The sequence below is a fragment of the Longimicrobium sp. genome, from assembly GCA_036387335.1.
Classification (GTDB): Bacteria; Gemmatimonadota; Gemmatimonadetes; order Longimicrobiales; family Longimicrobiaceae; genus Longimicrobium.
This window is the reverse complement of record DASVTZ010000185.1, coordinates 24,636-45,457: the sequence shown is the minus strand read 5'-3', so window position 1 is coordinate 45,457 and position 20,822 is coordinate 24,636. Positions and strand designations below refer to the sequence as shown.

Sequence of the window (20,822 nt, the reverse complement as noted above, 5' to 3'; positions counted from 1 at the left end):
GTCGGTGGTGCGGTACGTGTCCGCGATGCGGGCGATGCTCGCCAGCCCTTCCGGCTCGGTGAAGACGTGCGGCGCCTCCAGCACCAGCGCGCGTACACGGCTGCCGCCCTCGCTACCCGCGTGGATGATCGCGATGGACGCGCCGTCGCTGTGCCCCACCAGTACCGCGTCGCGCACCCCGGCTGCGTCCATCACCTCGCGAAGCACCCCGGCCTCGTCGTGCATGAAGCGGACGGGGCGCGGCAGCTCGGCCGGGTCCGATCCGCCATACCCGGCGCGGCTGTAGACCAGCGCCCCGAACCCGGTCGCCGCCGCCAGCGCCGCCGGAAAGTCGCGCCACGCCGCCAGCGATCCGAGCCCCTCGTGAAGGAACACGAGCGTCGGCGCGGCATCCGGCGGTGGACCGATCCACGCGTACTCCAGCCGCCGGCCGCCCGCCACCAGCGAGAGCGTCATTCCGCAACCATGCGTGAGGGGGTGAGCAGTGCCGGGTCGCCGTTCTCTGGATCGAAGGTTCGGAACCCGATCCGCTCCGCAAGCGACCGCAGCTTGCGGTCCGCCGCCACGAACACGAGCGGCTCGTGCGGTACAAGCTCACTCACCTGTTGCGCGGAGGCCGCATGGAGCAGGTCCAGCGTTCCCGCACCGGAATCGCTGAATGCAATCGCGATCGATTCAGCCTCGTGTACGACACGAGGCTCCATATTCAGTATCGTAAAAAACGCGGTACGATGGCTAGCATGCTGCCTCAGCACGCGATCCCGCCTCCGGCGCGCCTTCCGGCCGCCTATCCGGGCACCCTTTGCCAGGCGCACTACAACTTCCAGGGACACGAGCTCAGATACGAAGAACGCGCCGTACAGCTCAGGGCGACGGAACAGCTCGCGCATCGTTTCAGCGCCCGTCTCGTCTTGGTAAAGCTTAACGAGCGAGCTGGCGTCGAGAAAAAAGATCACAGGAAGCGCCGCAGGTATCTGCGGACTGGCCACCAAAGGCGTCGCACGCGGTAAAAGCGCGGTTTGAGCGTCTCGAATTCCGGTGGTGGCCAGGTGCGGCAGGGCGCCGGACGTATGCCTGCGGCGCGCAACAGTTCATTGCGCCGGAGCCGCTGTAGCTCGAATGGACCCAGCGTCTCTGCGTTCGCCGTCTCCGTCTCGCCTGTCATCGCTACTCCTCCCGTAAGTATGGTTTCAGCGCCGCGCGATGTTCCCAAGGCTTCGTGAGTGAGCTGGCGTCCAAGACCCAGATCACATGATGCGTCGCAGGTATCTGCGTATGGGCCACCACAGCCGACGCAGGCGGTAAAACCGCGGCCTTAGCGTCTCGAAAGCCGGCGGGGGCCAGGGTCCTGTCGCCGGTGTTATGCCCGCAGCGATGAGCCGCTCGTTGCGTCGGAGCCGCTGGAGTTCGTACGGGTCCAGCGTTGCTTCGCTCTCAGTCTCAGGCTCGATGCCCATCGTCCATCCTCCGCCGTTTGAGGAGGTCCCGTTGTCCACCACGCTAGGCGAAGATAGGCAGAACCCGCTCCGCACACCAGCGTCTCGCAAGTGTCCTTCCCACATCGGTTTGCGCGGTGTCCCGTTGGGGTCTGAGGCGCGCCTTTTTCGTCACGGAGGTGTATGGTGGTGAAGAAGCGGAGGCGCGGAGAAGCTCTCTCCGCGCCTCCGTGTCTCCACGTGTGGGCCGCCGTTCGTGCACGTGGGCGCGGCTACGGGATGAAGCGTGAGACGAAGGTGAGGTAACCCTGGCGTCCCCCGCGCTTGGTCCACCGCTGCGCTGACTTCCGCACCCGCTTGAGGCAGGCGACGATCTCCTCAGTTGTGTTCAACTTAGCGCCAGCGTCGGGGCCGCGACCCAGCCGCCACTCGCACGCCTCCAGCACCTCCTCGAACACGCGCCGCCGGTTCGCATCCGAGGGAGCGCCCGGGGACGGGCGGCCCTGTAGCTCGGCCGTGTAGTGCGCGATCAGTGCCCCGAGGCCCGAATCCACCTCGTAGTCGACGAGCGACGGGTCGGCGCGGTAGAGCTCGACGACGGGAGCCTCGATGTTCTGCAACACGTCCTCGTACTGCTGCTCGAATGGCTGGGCCATTGGTTCCTCCAAGTGGTTTCACGGCTACGCCCTCGCGGGCCCCGAAGACACTTTACGCAAGAACGGGGGAGAGTAACAGAAGAGCGGGTGTCACGATGCGCTTTGATGTGTATCGCGCTCCCAGCCGTCTGACGCACACCGACAGTGACGATCCTACCCCGGTGTGGACGCCCTGACGTGGCCCGGCGTGCGGGGGCCGGCATGCACCAATCTGTGCGGATCGCACCATATTGCTCCGACGCGGGAAATCGGCGAGCGTGGCGCCAGGCGGACGCGCGAGGGCCGATCCCCTTGCGGCGCAGGGGGTTGGACGGGGAGCCGGCAAACGCGCTTTTGCATCCCTTTTCCGGTATGGATATTCCCTCACAGGATCATCCCACCGAAGCGTTCCGCCACCTGAACCGCCGGGAACCTCATGAACGATCCACAATCCGGGAAGGCGCTGGGATCCACCCGCCCGAGACGCGCGCTGCGCGGACTGGCGCTCCTCGCCGTACTCGCCTCCCTCACGGCCTGCGACGGAAGCGGATCGCGGATCACCGCGCCCGAGGCGCCGTCGAAGACGCTCGCCGGCACCGCGACGGTCGCATGGGTCTTCCCCACCGGGAGCTACGCCACCAACCCCGTCACCTTCAAGGCGGACGCGACCAGCGACATCGTGACGGTGAAGTACTTCGCGGACGGCACGTACCTGCTGGGCTCCAGCACGGACCGCGCGAACTTCTTCCCCGTGAAGTACAAGTTCAGCGGCGTGGGAGTGCGGCGCATCTACCTGCGCGGCTACAACTCGGCGGGGACGCAGGTGGCGGGCTTCTACAAGGACATCACCATCGCGGACCTGGTGCCCAACGTGCCGTACTTCTACCAGTACGCCAACACGTACGAGCCGGGCGCCACCTGCGCCAACACCACCATGGCGATGCTCCTGAAGTACTACGGGGCCAACTACACGCCGGACCAGATCTACACCGAGTTCCGCAAGCAATCGCAGGACGAGTTCAAGTTCGACACGATCTTCAACAAGCTCGCCGCCCGCGCCGGGATCAAGAACCGCATTCGCGTGCACATGGAGACGGGTTCCATCCCGGAGCTGGATGCCGAGCTGAACAAGGGGCGGCCCGTCGTCATCCACGGCAAATTCACCAGCTCCGGCCACGTGATGCTGCTGATCGGCAACGACGGCACCAACTACACGATGAACGACCCGGCAGGCCGGTGGGGCCAGACGCTCTGCGACGGCAGCGCGTACGGGAGCTCTTCGACGGCGGGGATCGGGGTGAAGTACGGGCGCGCCATCGTGGGGAAGGCGATCACCACGCCGTGGCAGGGGAGCTGCACCTACTTCGATCCCAACACGGTGCGCTACCACGAGATGTACCTGGTGCCCTGACACCGCGCCTCAGTGCCGTTCGGCGGGCCGGCTTCCCAGGTGGGGAGCCGGCCCGTTGTCGCGCGCGGACCCAACATATTCGAGGGCGGTATCGCGCGAGCGTGTCTGCGTGTCGACGGCCGGTGGTGTGCAGCTGGCCCGGAGAACGCGCACCGCTGGCGCTGAGCGGCCGGCTTCTTCACTTTGCGGCCGGGCCGGCTTCCCACGGGAGCCGGCCTGCGGGTATGCGGCCTCGCCGCGCCCCAACGCCCCGGCAACGTAATCTTCCGAGGTACATCGTGCGGATAAACCACTACGGCGGCCTCCCGCTCTCTTTGCTCGCGCTGGGGCTCCTGGCGAGCTGCGGCGGGCCCACGGACGGCGTCACCGCACCTCCCGCGGTAGTCCAGCCGGTGTCGTACACGCCGGGACAGTCGTACTTCGGGCGGAATCGGTACGTGGAATACATCGCGGGCAACGCGCCCGTCATCCTTTCGGCGCCGCACGGCGGGGATCTGGCTCCCGAGGAGATCCCGGACCGCACCGCCGAAAGCTGTGGCGGAACCGCCACCATCGGGCGCGACCTGAACACGCGGGAGCTGGCGGTGGCCATGCAGCGGCGCTACTTCGCGCGCTTCGGCCGCTATCCGCACGTCGTCCTCAACCACCTGCACCGGGCCAAGCTGGACGCCAATCGGGATCTGCTGGAAGCCGCGTGCGGCGACGTGGAGGCGGGGGTGGCGTGGCGCGAGTTCCACGACTTCATCACCACCGCGCGCAACGCCGTCGTCCGCGCAGGCGGCAGGGGGTGGTACATGGACATGCACGGCCACGGGCACCCTCTTCAGCGCCTGGAGCTGGGATACCTGCTCCGGGACGACCAGCTCGACCTCTCCGACGCCAGGCTGGACGCATACCGGGCGTACGAGGACACCTCCAGCATCAGGACCATCTCCGCCCAGGCGACGCGGCTCTCCTTTTCCGCGCTGCTGCGCGGGGCCGGCAGCCTGGGCACCCTGTACGCCAGCCGCGGCTTCCCGGCCGTCCCCAGCTCCACGTACCCGAGCGCGGCAGAGGGCGAGGCATATTTCAGCGGCGGCTACAACACGGCGCGGCACACGTGCGGGGCGGAGGCCGGCCCGCTCGGCGGCGCCACGCGCGGCGCCATCTGCGGGGTGCAGATCGAAGCCAACTTCACCGGCGTGCGCGACACCCAGGCCAACATGGACCGCTTCGGCGACGTCACCGCCGAGGTGCTGGACAGCTATCTCACACTGCACTGGGGCCTGGATCTGGACGCCGCACGCTGACGGCATCCGAACACGCGAACGCTGCAAACCTCGTTCTGGCCCATCCGTCCTGATACTCACATTCGTGACAGTTCGGCACGCGATCTGCCCACGGAAACAGGTGGTTCCTGCTCCCGGGAGCCGCTTGAGCATCTCACTGGGTTGCAGGAGCTTGTGATGAAACGCTTTACCCTCGCCCTGGCTGCCGGCGTGTCGCTAGCGGCGTGCGCGGACAGCCCGGTGGCCCCGGGAACGAGGCCGCCTGCAACGCGAAAACGCGGCTCGCGCCCTCGATGTCGCTCGCGGCTGCGCCGGCGCGCTCGCGGCTGCTGGAGAGCCCGCGCACGGTGATCGTGATCCCCATCAAGGGCGTGGCCGTGACCAACGATGCAGTCGTCGCGGGCACCGATGCATCGGGTGCGGCCACGTGGAGCTAGGCCACGGGAGTCCGCCCGCTCACCGGGCTCACGACGGTCGGGGACTACAGCCCGGCGGGGCAGGCAGTCGGAACCACCCCCGCGAAGCTGGCGCGGCGCGACACCGATGGGACGATGGCGGAGATCGGCGACTCGCCGGCAACCCTCGGGTTCGGGATCAACTCGGTGGGGTGGGTAGTGGGACAGCAGGCGAAGCGCGCGTTCTTTTGGACGACCTGCTTCGGGATCAAGCAGCTCCGCCAGCCGGAACTCGATCCGCAGGCTGGGAGCTTCTCCAGCGTGGCCGTAGACATCAACACGCAGGGCGACGTGGTGGGCTCGAGCGACGTGACGCTCCGCTCGAGCGGGAACACCACTCACCGGGCGACGATCTGGAAGGCGTGGAGCAACGAGTGGATGGAGATCCAGCCGACCGACTACCACCGCGATACGCGGGCGGCTGCCATCAACGACAAGGGCGCGGTGGCGGGTACGCAGGGAAACTACGGGTCGCGCGTTGGACCCCCGGAGCGTTTCCCGTTCTTCTGGACGGCGGAGGGCGGACTGGTCCCCATCCCGGTTGCCCCGGGGACCCGCTGGGGCGAGGCCAGCGACGTCAACAACATGGACGAGGTGGTGGGCTCCTCGCGCGACACGATCAACCACCAGCTCCACGCCTGGGTCTGGCGCAAGGAGACCGGCACCGAGCGGCTCCCAGAGATGGGCCAGGCCAGCAGCACCGCGGTAGCGATCAACGACTGGGGCGACATAATCGGCACGGTGGGCGACCAGCCGGTGGTGTGGACCTGGCCGGAGAACGCGCACCGCTGGCGCTGACGTTCCAACCTCCTCAAACGGGCCGGCTTCTCACGGGAGCCGGCCCGTTACTCTTCCCAGCCGATCGTGGCAGCGCGCGAGCAGCACAGAGTGTCGGGAGTACCCGAGGTTATCTGATACGCAAGTTTGTCGCAGAGTTGCCGTTTGCGGCACGCGAAGTGCCTCCTCGGAATGGTGGGGCTCCTCTTCCTGGGGCTGCTTGATCGTCCCCCAGGTCCAGGAGCTTGCGATGAAACGCTTTATCCTCGCGCTCGCCGCCGGCGTGTCGCTGGTGGCGTGCAAAGACAGCCCGGTGGAATCCGTGAACGCGGCCGAGTGCGCCGCCCGTTCGCGCCTCGCGCCGGCGATGTCGCTGGCCGGCGCGCCGGCGCGTTCACGGCAGTTGGAGAGCCCGCGCATCGTGATCGAGATCCCCATCCGCGGCGTGGCGGTCACCAACGACGCGGTGGTGGCCGGCATGGATGCGTCCGGCGCCGCGACGTGGAGCAAGGCCACGGGGGTGCTGCGGCTCACGGCGATGTCCGTCGTGAGGGACTACAACGCGGCCGGTCAGGCGGCGGGGATCAGCGGGAGCAAGTTCGTGCTCCTTGAGAAGAATGGGAAGGTGGTGGAGATCGGCGAAGGGGACGGCGCGTTGGGCATCAACTCCCAGGGTTGGGTTGCGGGAACGCAGGAGCGCGCATTCTTCTGGACCCCGTGTTCCGGCCTCAAGACACTCCTTCCCGAATCCACGCCCGACACGAATTACATAAGCACCGCGACGGATATCAACGTGCGGGGCGACATCGTCGGCCACTTCACGTATACCACCCGCGAGGAGCCCGAGAACGCGCAACAGCGCGCGATCGTTTGGACGGCGTGGAGCGACAGGTGGGTGGGGATTACCCGGAGCCACGGCGAGCACAATTACGCCAACGCGATCAACGACAGGGGCGCGGTCGTAGGTTCGTCGGGGAGTTGGGGATCGCACCGACGGTATCAGGACTGGGTCGCTTTTATCTGGACGGCGGAGGGAGGGGTGATCTCCATCCCGCGCCCCGCCGACACCGATGTGGCCGCGGCTACGGACATCAACAACCTGAACGAGGTGGTCGGCTCGGCTCACCTCCTGGGCTACAACCGGAGCCACGCCTGGGTCTGGCGCAAGGAGACCGGGACCGAGCTGCTCCCCGCGATGGGACAGGCGAACAGCACCGCGACCGCGATCAACGACTGGGGCGACATCATCGGCACGGTCGACGACCAGCCGGTGGTGTGGACCTGGCCGGAGAACGCGCACCGCTGGCGCTGAGCGGCCGCGGACAAACGGCAATCTCACACAGAGACACGGAGCCACAGAGAGAACCTCCCAAAAGGGTTTTCTCTGTGGCTTTGCGCTTCCCTGCGTGTCTGTGTGACGCTTCTTCCGCGCCTCCGCGCCTCCGCGCCTCCGCGTGAGCCCCGCCGTTACGGCCGCCCGCCCGTCACCTCGCGCAGGCGCGCCGCGGCCTGCGGGCTGAGCGACGGCGCCACGGGCAGGTTCTGCGCGCGCTGGAACGCCTTGAGCGCAGTGATCACCTCCTCGTCGAAGGCGCAGAACTCCTGCGTGGTGCGCGTGCCGTGCCCCGCCTTCGCCAGCAGGTTGCGGAGGAGGCAGACGTGCGCCCCCGCCGGCACCGCGAACGCCTGCGAGCCGTTGGGGAGGAAGTGGTCCTCGGGGTGGAAGACGGACATCCAGACGTTGTAGACGCGCTCCAGCTCCAGGATGGGCTCGGGCGCGTCCTCCACGTGCAGGTCGGCGTACACGTCGTCGCCGCCGCCGTAGCCAGCGCCCTTTTTCACGATCAGCATCCCCGCCCCCTGCCGCCCGCGACGGTCGCCGCCGGCCGCCTGACCGGCTTTGAGCGCCTCCAGCAGCCGCTCGCCGAAGGGGCGCCCCGCCGCCTCCGCGCGCCGGAACGCGCTGGCCATGGAGTCCACCACCGCCGCGCCGGTGAGGATGTTTCCCTGCACGCTGAAGTGGTCGCCGGTGCGGTGCCCGGCCCACGCCTGCGCGCTGTCGCCGGTGAAGGCGGCGGTGCGGCAGCGCGCGTCCATCACCGCGAACTGGCGCCGCGCGATCCCCGGATCGGTGCGCCTGAACTCGGCCACCACCTCGTCGGGCGAGCGCCCCTGCCGCATCAACTCCAGACCGCGCCGCTTGAACGCCACGTTGGCCGCCGCCTGCGACGCGATGGCGCCGACCTCCGCCTCCGCCGCCGGCACGATGGAGCCCGCCCCCACCACCCGCGACTGCACGGCGACCCCGAGGAAGCCGTTCTGCGGGTCGCACGCCACGATGCTGAAGGTGGAGAGCGACGGCGTCTGCGCCGCCGCGCCGCCGGCCATCACGATGCCGGCGCACGCCGCAAAGGCCGCCGAGAGGATGCTCCTCATGATCCTCGTCTCAGTCAAAGGAAACGCTACTCCTCGCCGCGCGCCTCTTTTTCGGCGATCTCGCGGCGGCGCGCGTCGAGCAGCGGCGTCTTCCGCTTCTTCCTGTGCCCCGCGTTGCCGGCCGGAGCCGGAGACGACGTTTGCTTGCCGGCCGAATGCGAGCGCTTGCCGCCGCCCTTGCCGCGCTGCGACGGCTGGCGCTGGTCCTCCTCGCCGCCCGTCTCGTCCGCCATGCGGCGCGCGCCTTCCTTGGGCTCGATCCCGCTTCCCTTGCGCACCGCCCACGTCTGCGTGAACTCGGCGCCGAAGAGGAGGATCATCGACGAGTAGTAGACCCACACCAGGAGCACGGCCAGCGACGCCGCGGCGCCGAAGCCCTGGCCGGGGTCGCTGCGCCCCAGGTATAGCCCGATCCCGAACTTGCCGACCGTGAAGAGCGCCGCCGTGAAGAACGCGCCCACCCACACGTCCTTCCACGCGATCTTGCCGTCCGGCAGGAACTTGAACATGGCGGCGAAGAGCAGCGTCACCACCACCAGCGAGAGGCCAAGGTCCAGCACCGCCTGCACGATCGTCCCCAGCCCGCCCAGCATGCTCCCCAGCGCGCTCCCCGCCGCCGAGATGAACGCGCTCAGCGCCAGCGACACCAGCAGCATGAACGCGATCCCCATGATCATCCCCAGCGACAGCACGCGCTTGAAGATGAAGTTCTTGATTCCGCCCGCCTTGGGGTCCGGCTCCACCTCCCAGGCGCGGTTGAGGGCGCTCTGCAGCTGCATGAACGCCCCCGTCGCGCCGAAGATCAGCGCGGCCGTGCTGAGCACCGACGACAGCCCCTTCCCCTGCTTCTCGTCCGCCGCGCCGATCATGGCCGACACCTGGTCGGCGGTGTCCTGCCCGATCATCCCCGCGAACTGCTCCTGGATGGTGCGGCGGACGGTCTCCGCGTCCACGAAGACGCTCGCCACCAGGATGATGAGGAGAAGGAGCGGCGCCAGCGCGAAGACGATGTAGTACGAGAGCGACGCCGCGCGCATGGCGCACTCGTCGTCGCCGAACTCCTTGAACGTCTGCTTCATGAAGCCGAGCGCTCCAGCGGCTTCTTCCTTCGTGGCTGCCATGGTTCACCGGTGGAGTGGGTGCGCGTCCGCGCCTTTGTTCGCGCGGGTGGAGAGCCGCGCCTTTGCAAGCGCGGTTCCACCGCCGCATCAACCCTGTCGAACCTTCATCAGCACCCCCAGCGCGGCCGCGAGCAGCACCAGCAGCACGATGATGGCGACCAGCACGGGCGTGCGCGCGCGCGACCGTTCGGCGGCCTTGCGCTCGTCGAGCCAGAAGAGCCCCGGCTCCGCCTCGCGCACGATGCCGCGGTTGGTGAGCGCGCGCAGCGCCATGCTCTCGGGAAGATCCAGGTCCCTGAGCGACTTCGCCCTCTCCGGAGCCGTGGCGTCCGACGTGCGAAAGGCTTCGAACGCGTGCCGCTCCGCCTGCGCCTGCGCGGCGAGAATGGCGACGATCGCTCCGTTGGTGGCCATGCAGCTTCCCCTTCTGTAAGAACAAAGAGCCCCGCGCCATTGTGCGCGAGGCTCCCCTCTGGAGCGAAAGCCGTACCCGTGAGAACTGCGACAGCGGGCCTCACACAGAGACACGGAGGGGTACGGAAAGAACAGCGAAGGGTTTTCTCTGTGGCTTGCTGTTCCCCTGGGTCACACTACCGCGGGCACCCTCACCTCGACCGTGAACCCCGCGTGCGCGAGCATGTTAACCAGCGAATCGATCGAGAACTGGTCAATCAGAACAAGCCAGCCGCACGAGCCGCCTTTGTCATGGCACTAAACTCTCCTGCATCGGAGAGCGCGCGCACGAGAAATGCCTCCGCACGACGCGCTGCCTTCCGGAGCCGCAAGTTCTTGGGGTTCAGCTTTGCGAGATCCACGACGACGCGCATCTGAATGACGGATTCCAGATGCGTTCGGCGGCGGTCGTTGAGATCGGTCCGATTGTGCAGTTGAAGTACCTCCAACGTCGACTTTCCTATTCGGTTCCCCCGCACCGCGTAAGGCACCTCCCGGCGGAATGAGATATAGTCTTCGGGCTCCATTGCAGCTGGATCTATCAGTAGCAGCTTTTCGCGCGAGAGAGGATCGGACGGCTTCCTTGCCCGACGCTGCGGATTACGGAGCGGAAACAGGTTCTTCTTATATAGTTGATGGCACGGTTTGCAGGATAACAAGAGGTTCGTCCATTCGAATGCGAGCCAATAATACCCTGGGGCTTCGACCGGCTCAGAAGCGCTCTGCTGAACACCTCCCTTCGGACGAAAGTGCTCGATGTCCCCTGCGCTTCCGATGATCGACTCGCAGTAGCAGCACTTCTGGTGCTGTGCGCCCACCAGGGTCGACTTGACCGTCGGATTGCCATAGACACCCTGATCGAAGTGGAGCTTTCCTGGGGGAGCCGAACCATTCTGCTGCGCTTGCAGCCGAGTACACACGCGGTCGCGGCATTGCACTCCGCGCGTCAGAAGAACCTCCGGCACAGCTTTCGGTCTTCGAACCCGGATCACGGTCCCCGAATCGCTGCAGCCGCCTCTCGGATGATGTCCATCGCTTCGATATCGTCGGGTGTCTCACCCACAGGAAGATCACCAATCTGCGCGTCGAGTGCTCTTAGGCGGTCCTGATCCGCTCGGCTGAGGTGCGATTTCGACAGCAGCGTAGTGCGTTTTGTGAGTAGTCGCTCCACACGTGGAGGACGGGCGCTCGCAAGGCCAAACAAGTCGCTGGTCAGGATCTGATCGACACGCCAGTTGCGGATCGCGGTGGTTTCATTCTCTATTACGACGTGGTCGCCCTCTCGCCGTAACAGCACGATGTTAGCCTCCAAAGCGGCCTGTACCACGAGCGGGCTGTGGGCTGTTACGACGAACTGTGTATTCGGGAAACGCTTCGTCAAATACGAGACAAGAGATCTCTGCCACTTCGGGTGCAGGTGAAGGTCAATCTCGTCGACGAGCACGACCGCGGGTTCGGCCAGCGGGTTCTCACTCCCCGGGTGACGCTCGAACATGCGATATGCGAGGTCAACAACCCAGGCAATCAGAGTGCGGTAGCCAAGGCTAAGACTCTGGAGATGCACCCAATTATAAGGAGTCTGCACTTCCACGCGCGGTGACCATTTACCTCCGGTTGGACGCGAAAACCGAATGTCACTGACATCCGGGAGGAGCTCTATCAAGACATCTTTGACGGTGTCACGCCGCCGTTCTGCATACGCACGATCCGGTGAGTCGACGAGTGCAGCGTAGTCGGCTTGCAGCAACCACTCCTCCGCATTGACGAGAGAAGCGTCCTCCGAAAAAAGCGATGAAACAGCGCCGGTTTCCTGCGGATCTGCCATCCTCGTAGACGACATACGCCGCGTCGCCCCGTACGCGTAGCATACATAATTCTGCAGAGCATTCTCGCTGGTGCGGTGCTCGATGTTGATAAGTCGTGAAAACAAAGTCGAATACGAACACTCCTGGCGTTTTTTCCTCTGCGTGAGAGTGGCTCCGTAGTTCCACACAAAACGGACAAAGGATCCCTCCTCGCCCGAGAGCTCACCACGCCCGACCCTCTCGAAAAACTGATCTAGCTTGCCCTTCTCCATTGTACTCGTGACATGGTTGATCAGGTCGAACTCTCGATCGCGCAGCAAGCTTTCCTGAAACTCGGGGTCGGCGGACAACGCCGCACGCCAACGAGTTTCAGAATTCGGTGCTTCACCAGCTTCGGCATCTTGTTGCGAGTAGGCCTGCAACACAGGAACTACAGTCGACTTTGCGAGACACTGAAGAAGGGTTGTCTTCCCCACACCGTTGTCGCCGAGGATCACCGTCCAACGCGCCGGCCTCCCTGCGCCATCCGTCAGATCTAGCACTTGGCTAGGACCGAAGCAGCGGATGTTCTGGAGGCGCAATAAGGACAAATATACTGGCACTGCATCAGGTCGCACCACGTGGTCTTGACGGGTTCTCTCCTTTTTCACTTTGGTGAAGCTCACGTGAACCTCTCAGAGATTAGGGACACTATCCTACTACTTGGCGGATCTGCTTGCCGCGACCACATACGCTACGCTCCTGGCCCAATCAGTCAAGTGCGGCATGCGGACCACCAGTCCGCCCTCGGCACAGTGGGTACTTCGCCTTCGTGTGCTTCCGCGGGTGTTCTCGGCTTCCCCAGCGCTGGAAGATCTCACGGGGCCGTTGTCGTGGCGGCGACGGGGAAAGGGCCCGCTCCTCCAGCATCTGCAGGTGCACATACAGGCACAGAGAGAACTACAAACGCATCTCTCCGCGCGGCTTGCAGTTCCCTCTGTGTGCTTGTGTGTGGCCGTTCGTGTTGGTCTACGCGAACAGGTCCTGGCCGAACTGGAAGCCGCCGCCCTTGCCCTTGGACTTCGGCTCGGGGCGCGCGCGGGCGTAGCCCTGCTCGGCGCGCGAGATGCGGCGGTGGGCGGCGAGGCCCTCCAGCAGCAACTCGGCGGCGGCGACGGTGGTGCCGGGGTCCTCGCGGCGGTACATCCCCACCTCCTCCAGCGCCTCCACCAATCCGGGCACGCCGCCCAGCCCCCCCAGCGCGGCCTCCGCCGACGCGCTGTCCGACACCTGCAAAACACCGCCGCGGTCGAAGTGCTCGATGATGGTGTCCATCGAGTCCACCTCCCACACCTGGTCGAAGAGCTCGCGCGCGGCGGCGGCGATCAGGTCCTTTGCGATCGTCTCCGAGCCCTGCAGCTCGCCCTCGTACTCCAGCTCCATCTTCCCCGTGATGGAGGGGAGCGCCGCGTACACGTCGGCCACGCGCGGCACCACGGCCGTCTCGCCGGCGAGGAGGGCGCGGCGCTCGGCGTTGGACACGGCGGTCTCCATCACCGAGATGGGCATGCGCTGCGACACGCCGCTGCGCCGGTCGATGCGCTTGTCGTCGCGGGCCAGGAAGGCGATGCGCTCCACCAGCTCCGCGACGAACGGCGGCACCGACACCGGCACCCCGTCGCGCGCGATCTGCGCCTCCTGCGCGGTGATCGTCATCGCCTCCTCGGGCGAGCGCGGGTAGTGCGTAAGGATCTCGGCGCCGATGCGGTCCTTGAGCGGCGTGATGATCTTGCCGCGCGCCGTGTAGTCCTCGGGGTTCGCGCTGAACACCAGGAGCACGTCGAGCGGCAGGCGCACCGGGTAGCCCTTGATCTGGATGTCCCCTTCTTGGAGGACGTTGAAGAGCCCTACCTGCACCTTGCCGCTCAGGTCCGGCAGCTCGTTGAGGGCGAAGATGCCGCGGTTGGCGCGCGGCAGGAGGCCATAGTTGATCGACAGCTCGTCCGACAGCAGGTGTCCGCCGCGGGCGGCCCGGATGGGGTCCATGTCGCCGATCAGGTCGGCCACGGTGACGTCGGGGGTGGCGAGCTTCTCCACGTAGCGCGCGTCGCGGCCCAGCCAGGCGATGGGTGCGTCGTCGCCCGCCTCCTCCACCAGCAGGCGGCCGGCGCGCGAGATGGGGCGCAGCGGGTCGTCGTTGGTCTCGGTGCCCGCCAGCACGGGGAGCGCCTCGTCCAGCAGCGAGGTGAGCTGGCGGAGGATGCGGCTCTTGGCCTGCCCGCGCAGCCCCAGCAGGATGAAGTTCTGCCGCGCCAGCACCGCGTTGCATAGTGCGGGGACCACGGTGTCCTCGTAGCCCACGATGCCGGGGAAGATGGTGCCGCCCGCGCGCAGCCGGGCGATCAGATTCTCGCGCATCTCCGCTTTCACGGAGCGTGTGCGGTACCCGGCCTCGCGGAGCGCGCCGAGCGTGGTGGGGCGGTGGTCCATGGATGGGTTCCTGGGTTTGGACAACGAAACAGAAGTGCGTTAGTGCGTTAGTGCGCGTGAGGGCTTCCCCACCTCTTCTGTCATCCTGAGCGACGCGCTTCTCCATACCCTCCCATGCTCCGATCTGTGGCGCGGAGCGAAGGATCTACTGCGCGTGGCGAGGGGCTCGTCGTTGCGGCACCGTTCTCCTGCCTCGCGGGCTAGATCCGTTCGGTCGCCGCAGGGAGGATCGCCTGCGTCGCGGGCCTCCGTCCGGCGGCTCCCTCAGGATGACAAAGGAACCGCACTCACGCACTTTCCCCTCCCGGCACCTCGATCGCCACGCCGTCCGGGTGGCGGCGCATGCGGGGGGTGATGGCGGGGACGGCGGCGTCGCGATAGGCGGCGAGGGCGTCGGCGGCGGAGGCGTACTGGGCGAGGCGGCGAAGGGTGTGGACCGTCGGCGGCAGCATCTTCATCTCGCCGCGCTCGAAGCGCTCCACGACTTCCGCGGGGCCGCACCAGAGGGCGTCGGTCATCTCCTCGCCGTGGGCGTCGCACTCGGCGCCTTCGGGGGCCAGGGCGAGGAAGAAGCGCGTGTCGTAGCGGCGCGGCTCCGGGAGCGGGGTGATCCAGTGCGCAAGGTACGCCAGCGAGTCGCCCGCCAGCCGCACCCCGTTCCCGACCGCGAGCTGCCGCAGCGTCGCCACGCCGTCCAGCAGCGCGCGCCGGGCGACCGAGAGCGCGCCTTCGTCGTCGATGCGCGAGGGGGCGGCGGGGTCGGCGCGAGCCAGGAGGATCCCTGTTTCCTCGAACGACTCGCGCAGGGCGGCGGCCACGAAGCCAAGCGCCTCCTCCGGCGTCTCCGTTCCTAACCGCGCGGCCCACTCCGCCGGGGTGGGGCCGTCCAGATGGTCTGCCAGCGACAGGTCGCGGTCCGCCTTGTCCACCACGCCGCCAGGGAAGACCCACGCGTCCGCCGCGAAGCCGCTCCGTCCATGGCGGCGCAGCAGGAGCACCTGCGGCCCGGTGCCGCCCTCGCGCAGCAGCGCCACGGTGGCGGCGGGGCGCGGGGGGGCGGGGATCAGCGATTCGTCGTCCACGCGCTCCGCGAAGCCCGGGGGGAGGCTCGCCTCCGGGATCAGGAAGAGGTTCGGATCGTCGGTGGCGCGGCGCGCGGCCGAAGCAGCGGTCGGGCGGTTGGGCTCGGAGGGCACGGCGTTCCGGTCAAGAGTTGTCCTGCTCCTGCCGCAACGATAGTGCCCCGCGGTTTGGGAGCGCAAACGGCCGGGCGGGGGCGCGAAAGTGTTTGCGAAGCGCGCCGGGCGTGCTATTCTTCATGCACACAACCGCTTACAGGAAGTCCCCCTTTCGATGCCGGCGGAAAACAGCCCGCATCCCCCCGAGCCGCTCGCCCCTTGTCCGCCTCGCCGCCGCCGCTGCACGGCTACACCTTTCTCTCCCCCGCCGAAGGGGTGCGCACGCTGCGGGAGAGCGACGCGTACTTCCGCTCGCTGGTGGAGAACGCGCGCGACGTCATCCACGTGATCAACGAGGACGGCACCACGCGCTACATCACCCCGTCGGTGAAGCGGCTGCTGGGGTTCTCGCCGGAGGAGCTGATCGGGCGGATGGCCCTGGACCTGGTGCACCCCGACGACCGCGAGAGCGCCATGGCCGCCCTGCGGCTGGACCGCTACGCCCCGGGCTCGGGACGAGGGCTGGAGTTCCGCGTGGGGCACCGCGACGGGAGCTGGCGGATCTTCGAGGGGGTGGGCACCAACCTGCTGGACGACCCCACCGTGCGCGGCGTCATCGTCAACTCGCGCGACGTCACCGGCCGCAAGCGGGCGGAGGAGGAGAGCGCGCGCCTGGCCGCCTTCCCACGCGCCACCCCCTCGCCGATCCTGGAGTGCGACGCGACGGGGGAGGTGCGCTACGCCAACCCCGCCGTCGAGCGCACCCTTCTGGAGCTGGGGGTGGACAGCCCGCACCTCATCCTTCCCGAGGACCACGTGGCCATCGTGCGCCGCGCGCTGGAGACGGGGGCGGGGGTGCGCGACGTGGAGGTGGGCGTCGGCGGGCGCGTGTTGGCGTGGCTCTACAACCCGCAGCCGGCGCTGGGCACCGTGCACCTCTTCGGCGAGGACGTGACGGAGCGCAAGCAGAGCGACGCGCGCCTCCTTCACGACGCCATGCACGACGCGCTGACGGGGCTCCCCAACCGCCCCTTCTTCATGCAGCGCCTGGCCGCCGCCCTGGTGCGCCACCGCCGCGGCGAGACGACGCCGCCGGCCGTCCTCTTCCTGGACCTGGACCGCTTCAAGGTGGTCAACGACTCGCTCGGCCACCACGTGGGCGACGAGCTGCTGGTGGCCGTCTCGGGGCGGCTGAAGGGGTGCCTGCGCGAGACCGACACAGTGGCCCGCTTCGGCGGCGACGAGTTCGCGGTGCTGCTGGAGGAGCTGGAGGATCCCGCCCAGGCCGTGATGGTGGCGGAGCGGATCGCGGCGGCGGTGGCGGCGCCCGTCAACCTGAGCGGCTACGAGGTGTTCACCGCCGCCAGCATCGGCATCGCGCTGGGCGAGGCAGGGCACGACCGGCCCGAGTACCTGCTGCGCAACGCGGACATGGCGATGTACCGCGCCAAGGGCTCCGGCGGGGCGCGCTGCGAGGTGTTCGACCGCGCCATGCACGCCCGCGCCCTGGCCCGCCTGCAGATGGAGACGGACCTGCGGCGCGCGCTGGCCCGCGGCGAGTTCGTCCTCCACTACCAGCCCATCGTGGCGCTGGCGACGGGGCGGATGGTGGGCGTGGAGGCGCTCTGCCGCTGGGTGCACCCCGAGCAGGGGGTGATCGCGCCGAGCGACTTCATCGGCACGGCGGAGGAGACGGGGATCATCGTGCCGCTGGGGGAGTGGGTGCTGGAGGAGGCGTGCCAGCGGCTGGCGGAGTGGCGGCGGGAGTTCGAGCACGCGCGCATCGCCATGAGCGTCAACCTGAGCGCCCGCCAGTTCGCGCACCCGGGGCTCGTCGGCCACATCCGCCGCACCCTGGCGGACACGGGGCTGGACCCGCGCCACCTGAAGCTGGAGCTCACCGAGAGCGTGCTGATGGAGGGCGGCGGCACGGCCGCGGCGATGCTGCAGCAGCTCCAGGCGCTGGGGATCGACCTGCAGCTCGACGACTTCGGCACGGGCTACTCGTCGCTGGCGTACCTGCACCGCTTCCCCATCGGCGCGCTCAAGATCGACCGCTCCTTCGTGAGCCGCATGCAGCCGGAGAACGCCACCGCCCAGCTCGTCCGCACCATCGCCGGGATGGCCAAGGGCCTCGACCTCGCCGTCACCGCCGAGGGCGTGGAGACCCCCATGCAGCTCGCCCAGGTCCGCGACATCGGCTGCGACTTCGCGCAGGGCTACCTGCTGTCTCCGCCTCTGCCGGAGAGCGAGATGCGCGCGCTGCTGGCGAGCGATCCGCGGTGGTAGGCCCCACCCCCAGCGTTGCTCCGCGACGCATCCCCCTCCCCCGAAACCGCCCGGGGGAGGGGGGTTTTGTTTGGTGCTGCTCCGCCGCCCGCCGCGCAAACCATCACCCGTAGGGGCCGTGGCCGCCCGTGCCCGCCCCGGCTCCACCGCCTGCCATCGGACATCGAAACCCGTAGGGGCAGACCTGCGTGTCTGCCCGCCCTCTCCGCCGCGCAGACCCCGGTGGTCAGACCGGTTCGGTGCGCACCCACGTCTGCGCGGTGCGCACCGCCCCCTCGAACACCTCCTCGCGCGTGTCTTCCAGCACGTAGCCAAGCCTGCGCGGCACCGCGGCACTGCGCTCGTTGAGGACGTCGCAACGGATCTCGACGCGGGTCGCGCCCAACGTCGTGAGCGCCAGGTTGGTGAGGATGCGCGTGGCTTCGGTGGCGATCCCCTGGCCCACGGCGCTCTCGCACAACCAGAAGCCGATCTCCATCGCTCGCTGCGGGTCGCCGCGGTGCAGGCCGATCGCACCCAGCACGCGAGCCTCGTCCGGGGAGAAGATGCCGAACTGCCACTCCTCGCCGCGCTCGAAATTCTCGCGCGCGTCGCGGATGTGCTCGATGAGGGCGTCCAGCGGGCGGGGCTCGTCGCGCGCCCAGGGCATGAAGCGCCGCAGGTGATCGAGGTTGCGGTCGATCACCTCCCGAAACCGCGGCGCATCCGCCTCCTCGCGGCAGCGGAGCACGAAGCGCGGATGCTCGAAGCGCTCCCCAGGGCGGAGCACCTCGGGCGTCAGATCCCCCCGCCCATCCGCAGGTGGAGGTGGAACCCGCCGCCGCCGAGCCCCTGCGCCAGGTCCACACGCACCAGGTTGTCCAGGAACGCCACGCCGATGCCCACGCCGCGCAGCGGCCGCGCATCCCACAGGTCCGCGGTGTCGCCCGCCCAGCCGGCGTCGCCGAAGAGGGAGAGGCGCATCATGGGGGCGCCGCGGGTGAGCTCGGCCCGGGCGAGCCAGAGCGTCTCGCCGCGCATGGAGGCGGGGTCGTGGCCGCGAACCGTCGTGGCGCCGCCGATCTGCCAGAAGCGCTGCACCGGCACCTCGCCGAAGCCCGTGCCCCCCGCCAGCGAGAGGCCGTAGCCCACGCCGGCCGCGACCGGCCCCTCCGCGCCCAGGCGGAGGAGGGGACGGCCAAAGGTGGCGCCGCCCGTCTCGCCGTGGAGCTCCAGCTCGGCGCGGGTGCGCAGGCGCGAGGGGTCGTCGCCGCGGGAGGCGCGGACGCGGAAGGTGGCGCCGGCCTGGTCGAGCGTCTCGGCCAGGACGTTCTCTCGCGCGTCGAAGCCATCGTCGAAGGCGCCGCGCAGGCTGACGTCGGTGCGGGCACTCACGCCGCGCTGGTGCTCGGCGAAGAGGCGCACGTCCCACCGCTGGCGCCGCGTGGCCGCGGGAGAAAGGCGCAGCTCGGCGCCCGTCGCGCGGAAGTAGTCGTTCTCGTCTCGTCCCAGCAGGAGGGCGCTCGCGGAGCTTCCGAGGGAGAAGGGCTGCGACGACACCGCCACCGCCTCCAGCCCGCGGTACGCCGCCACCTCGGTGCGCAGCGCGGCCGTGGAGTGGATCCCAGCCAGGCGCGCGCCGATTTCGCCCGTCGTGCCCGCGCGCACCTCGGCGCGCAGCTCCGCGGGGCCCAGCGGCAGGCTCGCGCGCGGTCCCACCGAAAGCCCCTCTACGCGGTTGAAGCGGATCGTCTCCGGGCTCAGCAGCCGCACGCCCGGCTTGCCGATGCTCCACGGCGTGCCCGGCAGGTCGCGCACCAGGTCGGTGAGGGTGCGCAGATCCTGCTCGCTGACGGCGCCCTCCTTTTCGTCGTAGATCCCCGCGGGGAACGTGGGGCCGCTCACCAGGTCCGTGCCCGGAGCGCGCGTCAGGACGAAGGCCTGGGTGCACTTCGGCGCGGACCCGCTCGCCGTGCTGTCGCGCTGCGCCGTGTCGGCGGCCGCCATGTCGGCGACCTGCCGGTCCCACGCGGCTTCCCAGCTCGAGTCGCTCTGCACACCGTTGCCGACGTTGATGCTGGCGGTGATCTGCCTGCGGCAGCGCGGCGGCGTGGCGACGGCGCCTTCGGCCACGCTCTGGCGGGTGGGGGCGGCGGCCAGCGTGTCGCCCGTCACCTGGTACCCCTCGTAGGTGCGCTCGTACGAGAGGGGAAAGCGGCGACCGGCGAAGTGCGCCACGCCGCGCGCGGCCACGCTGCGCGGAAGCCACCAGCGGCGGTCCCAGAACCCGTAGTCGATCGCCACGAAGTCCAGCTCGGCCCCCGCCTCGGGCATGACGATGGTGACGCCGGACCCGGTGCTGCTGAAGGGGCGGCTCTGGCGGAAGCCGGCGCGCACCACCGCGTGCGTCTCCGAGTCCAGCCAGAAGGAGCCGTTGATGAGGTGCGGATCGGCGCGGCGCGCGGCGATGCGCAGCTCCAGGATGCGCACGCCCCGCCCGTTGGGAAGGCGAATGGAGAGGCTGTCGCCGCTGGAGTAGCGGTAGTGCGCCTCGCTCCCCGCCGCCAGCGGGTTACGGATCACGGTGGAGTCGAAGCGGAGGAGCATCTCCGGATCGGCCGGATCGAAGGCGATCACCATCGCGGACCCGGCGATGTTGTCGGGCGAGATGCGCTGCGCCCCCACGCGCACGGCCGGAATCGCCTCGCGCGCGCCGATCACCTCCACGCGCACGGTGTCGCGGGACCAGTCGACGCGCGACGCCGTCTCCCGCCGGAAGAGGAGCTTCTCGATCCCCATCACCGACATCCGCGCCGAGATCCGCTCCCGCGCCGTCACCTGGTAGCCGGTGATGCGCGTGTCGACCACCGCGCGCCGCGCCCGCGCGAGCCTCACGAGCTCGCGTGCGCGCGGGTCGCGGTAGGCGTCGTCCTGCGCGGCGGCGGGCAGGGCGAACAGGAGAAGGGCGAGGACGGCTGCGGAGCGCATGTGGGGGTAGGGCCGGGGAAGGGATGAACTGCCACCGCCGTGTACGTCATCGTGCCCCGCGGAGTTCCAAAAGAAAAAAAGCCTCACACAGAGGCACAGAGGAGGAAAAGCGAGAACGGAAG

At 68.6% G+C, this 20,822-nt stretch carries 18 protein-coding genes; 6 read left to right on the top strand and 12 right to left on the bottom strand.

Annotation, left to right across the window (positions count from 1 at the left end; all coding sequences use genetic code 11):
- The 3 genes from VF647_18465 to VF647_18455 all read right to left on the bottom strand — a co-directional run.
- Positions 1–456: alpha/beta fold hydrolase (locus VF647_18465; protein HEX8454077.1), on the bottom strand; the 456-nt coding region annotated here is incomplete at its 3' end.
- Positions 453–956, bottom strand: a complete 504-nt coding sequence (locus VF647_18460) for a type II toxin-antitoxin system VapC family toxin (GenBank protein ID HEX8454076.1) — start codon at positions 954–956, stop codon at positions 453–455. The genes VF647_18465 and VF647_18460, both read right to left, overlap by 4 nt.
- 752 nt (positions 957–1,708) lie before the next feature.
- Positions 1,709–2,092, bottom strand: coding sequence for a hypothetical protein (locus VF647_18455; protein HEX8454075.1), 384 nt, complete (start codon positions 2,090–2,092; stop codon positions 1,709–1,711).
- Positions 2,093–2,507: 415 nt separating this feature from the next.
- Here VF647_18455 and VF647_18450 point away from each other — a divergent pair, with 415 nt between their 5' ends.
- The 5 genes from VF647_18450 (at position 2,508) to VF647_18430 (ending at position 7,294) form a co-directional block, all read left to right on the top strand.
- Positions 2,508–3,482 (top strand): C39 family peptidase, encoded by a 975-nt coding sequence (locus VF647_18450; GenBank protein HEX8454074.1) that lies wholly within the window; start codon positions 2,508–2,510, stop codon positions 3,480–3,482.
- Between the two features lie 278 nt (positions 3,483–3,760).
- Positions 3,761–4,771, top strand: a complete 1,011-nt coding sequence (locus VF647_18445; protein ID HEX8454073.1) for a hypothetical protein — start codon at positions 3,761–3,763, stop codon at positions 4,769–4,771.
- Positions 4,772–5,043: 272 nt separating this feature from the next.
- Complete coding sequence (locus VF647_18440) at positions 5,044–5,187, top strand: hypothetical protein (GenBank protein ID HEX8454072.1); 144 nt, start codon at positions 5,044–5,046, stop codon at positions 5,185–5,187.
- Between the two features lie 114 nt (positions 5,188–5,301).
- A complete protein-coding gene (locus tag VF647_18435; GenBank protein HEX8454071.1) occupies positions 5,302–6,003 on the top strand; it encodes a DUF3466 family protein in 702 nt (233 codons plus the stop codon).
- A 229-nt stretch (positions 6,004–6,232) separates the two neighbouring features.
- Entirely contained in the window at positions 6,233–7,294 is a 1,062-nt protein-coding gene (locus VF647_18430; GenBank protein ID HEX8454070.1) for a DUF3466 family protein, read from the top strand.
- Positions 7,295–7,449: 155 nt separating this feature from the next.
- On the opposite strand, the gene VF647_18425 is transcribed toward VF647_18430, so the two are convergent.
- The 7 genes from VF647_18425 to VF647_18395 form a co-directional block, all read right to left on the bottom strand.
- Positions 7,450–8,418 (bottom strand): DUF1028 domain-containing protein, encoded by a 969-nt coding sequence (locus tag VF647_18425; protein ID HEX8454069.1) that lies wholly within the window; start codon positions 8,416–8,418, stop codon positions 7,450–7,452.
- Between the two features lie 26 nt (positions 8,419–8,444).
- Positions 8,445–9,539 carry a YihY/virulence factor BrkB family protein gene (locus tag VF647_18420; GenBank protein ID HEX8454068.1) on the bottom strand — a complete coding sequence of 365 codons (1,095 nt, stop codon included), beginning with the start codon at positions 9,537–9,539 and terminating at the stop codon, positions 8,445–8,447.
- A gap of 87 nt (positions 9,540–9,626) precedes the next feature.
- Positions 9,627–9,953 (bottom strand): hypothetical protein, encoded by a 327-nt coding sequence (locus tag VF647_18415; protein ID HEX8454067.1) that lies wholly within the window; start codon positions 9,951–9,953, stop codon positions 9,627–9,629.
- A gap of 257 nt (positions 9,954–10,210) precedes the next feature.
- A complete protein-coding gene (locus VF647_18410; GenBank protein HEX8454066.1) occupies positions 10,211–10,957 on the bottom strand; it encodes a hypothetical protein in 747 nt (248 codons plus the stop codon).
- 23 nt (positions 10,958–10,980) lie between these two features.
- On the bottom strand, positions 10,981–12,462 hold the full coding sequence (locus VF647_18405; GenBank protein HEX8454065.1) for an AAA family ATPase: 1,482 nt from the start codon (positions 12,460–12,462) through the stop codon (positions 10,981–10,983).
- A 343-nt stretch (positions 12,463–12,805) separates the two neighbouring features.
- On the bottom strand, positions 12,806–14,266 hold the full coding sequence (locus tag VF647_18400) for a sigma 54-interacting transcriptional regulator (GenBank protein ID HEX8454064.1): 1,461 nt from the start codon (positions 14,264–14,266) through the stop codon (positions 12,806–12,808).
- A 287-nt stretch (positions 14,267–14,553) separates the two neighbouring features.
- A complete protein-coding gene (locus tag VF647_18395; protein ID HEX8454063.1) occupies positions 14,554–15,462 on the bottom strand; it encodes an NUDIX domain-containing protein in 909 nt (302 codons plus the stop codon).
- A gap of 201 nt (positions 15,463–15,663) precedes the next feature.
- On the opposite strand from VF647_18395, the gene VF647_18390 reads away from it, so the two are divergent.
- Entirely contained in the window at positions 15,664–17,733 is a 2,070-nt protein-coding gene (locus VF647_18390) for an EAL domain-containing protein (protein ID HEX8454062.1), read from the top strand.
- A gap of 226 nt (positions 17,734–17,959) precedes the next feature.
- Here VF647_18390 and VF647_18385 read toward each other — a convergent pair whose 3' ends face one another.
- Together VF647_18385 and VF647_18380 are read right to left on the bottom strand one after the other, a co-directional pair.
- Positions 17,960–18,502: a GNAT family N-acetyltransferase gene (locus tag VF647_18385; GenBank protein HEX8454061.1), complete on the bottom strand. Its 543-nt coding sequence runs from the start codon at positions 18,500–18,502 to the stop codon at positions 17,960–17,962.
- An 8-nt stretch (positions 18,503–18,510) separates the two neighbouring features.
- A complete protein-coding gene (locus VF647_18380; protein HEX8454060.1) occupies positions 18,511–20,700 on the bottom strand; it encodes a hypothetical protein in 2,190 nt (729 codons plus the stop codon).
- Positions 20,701–20,822 lie beyond the last annotated feature (122 nt).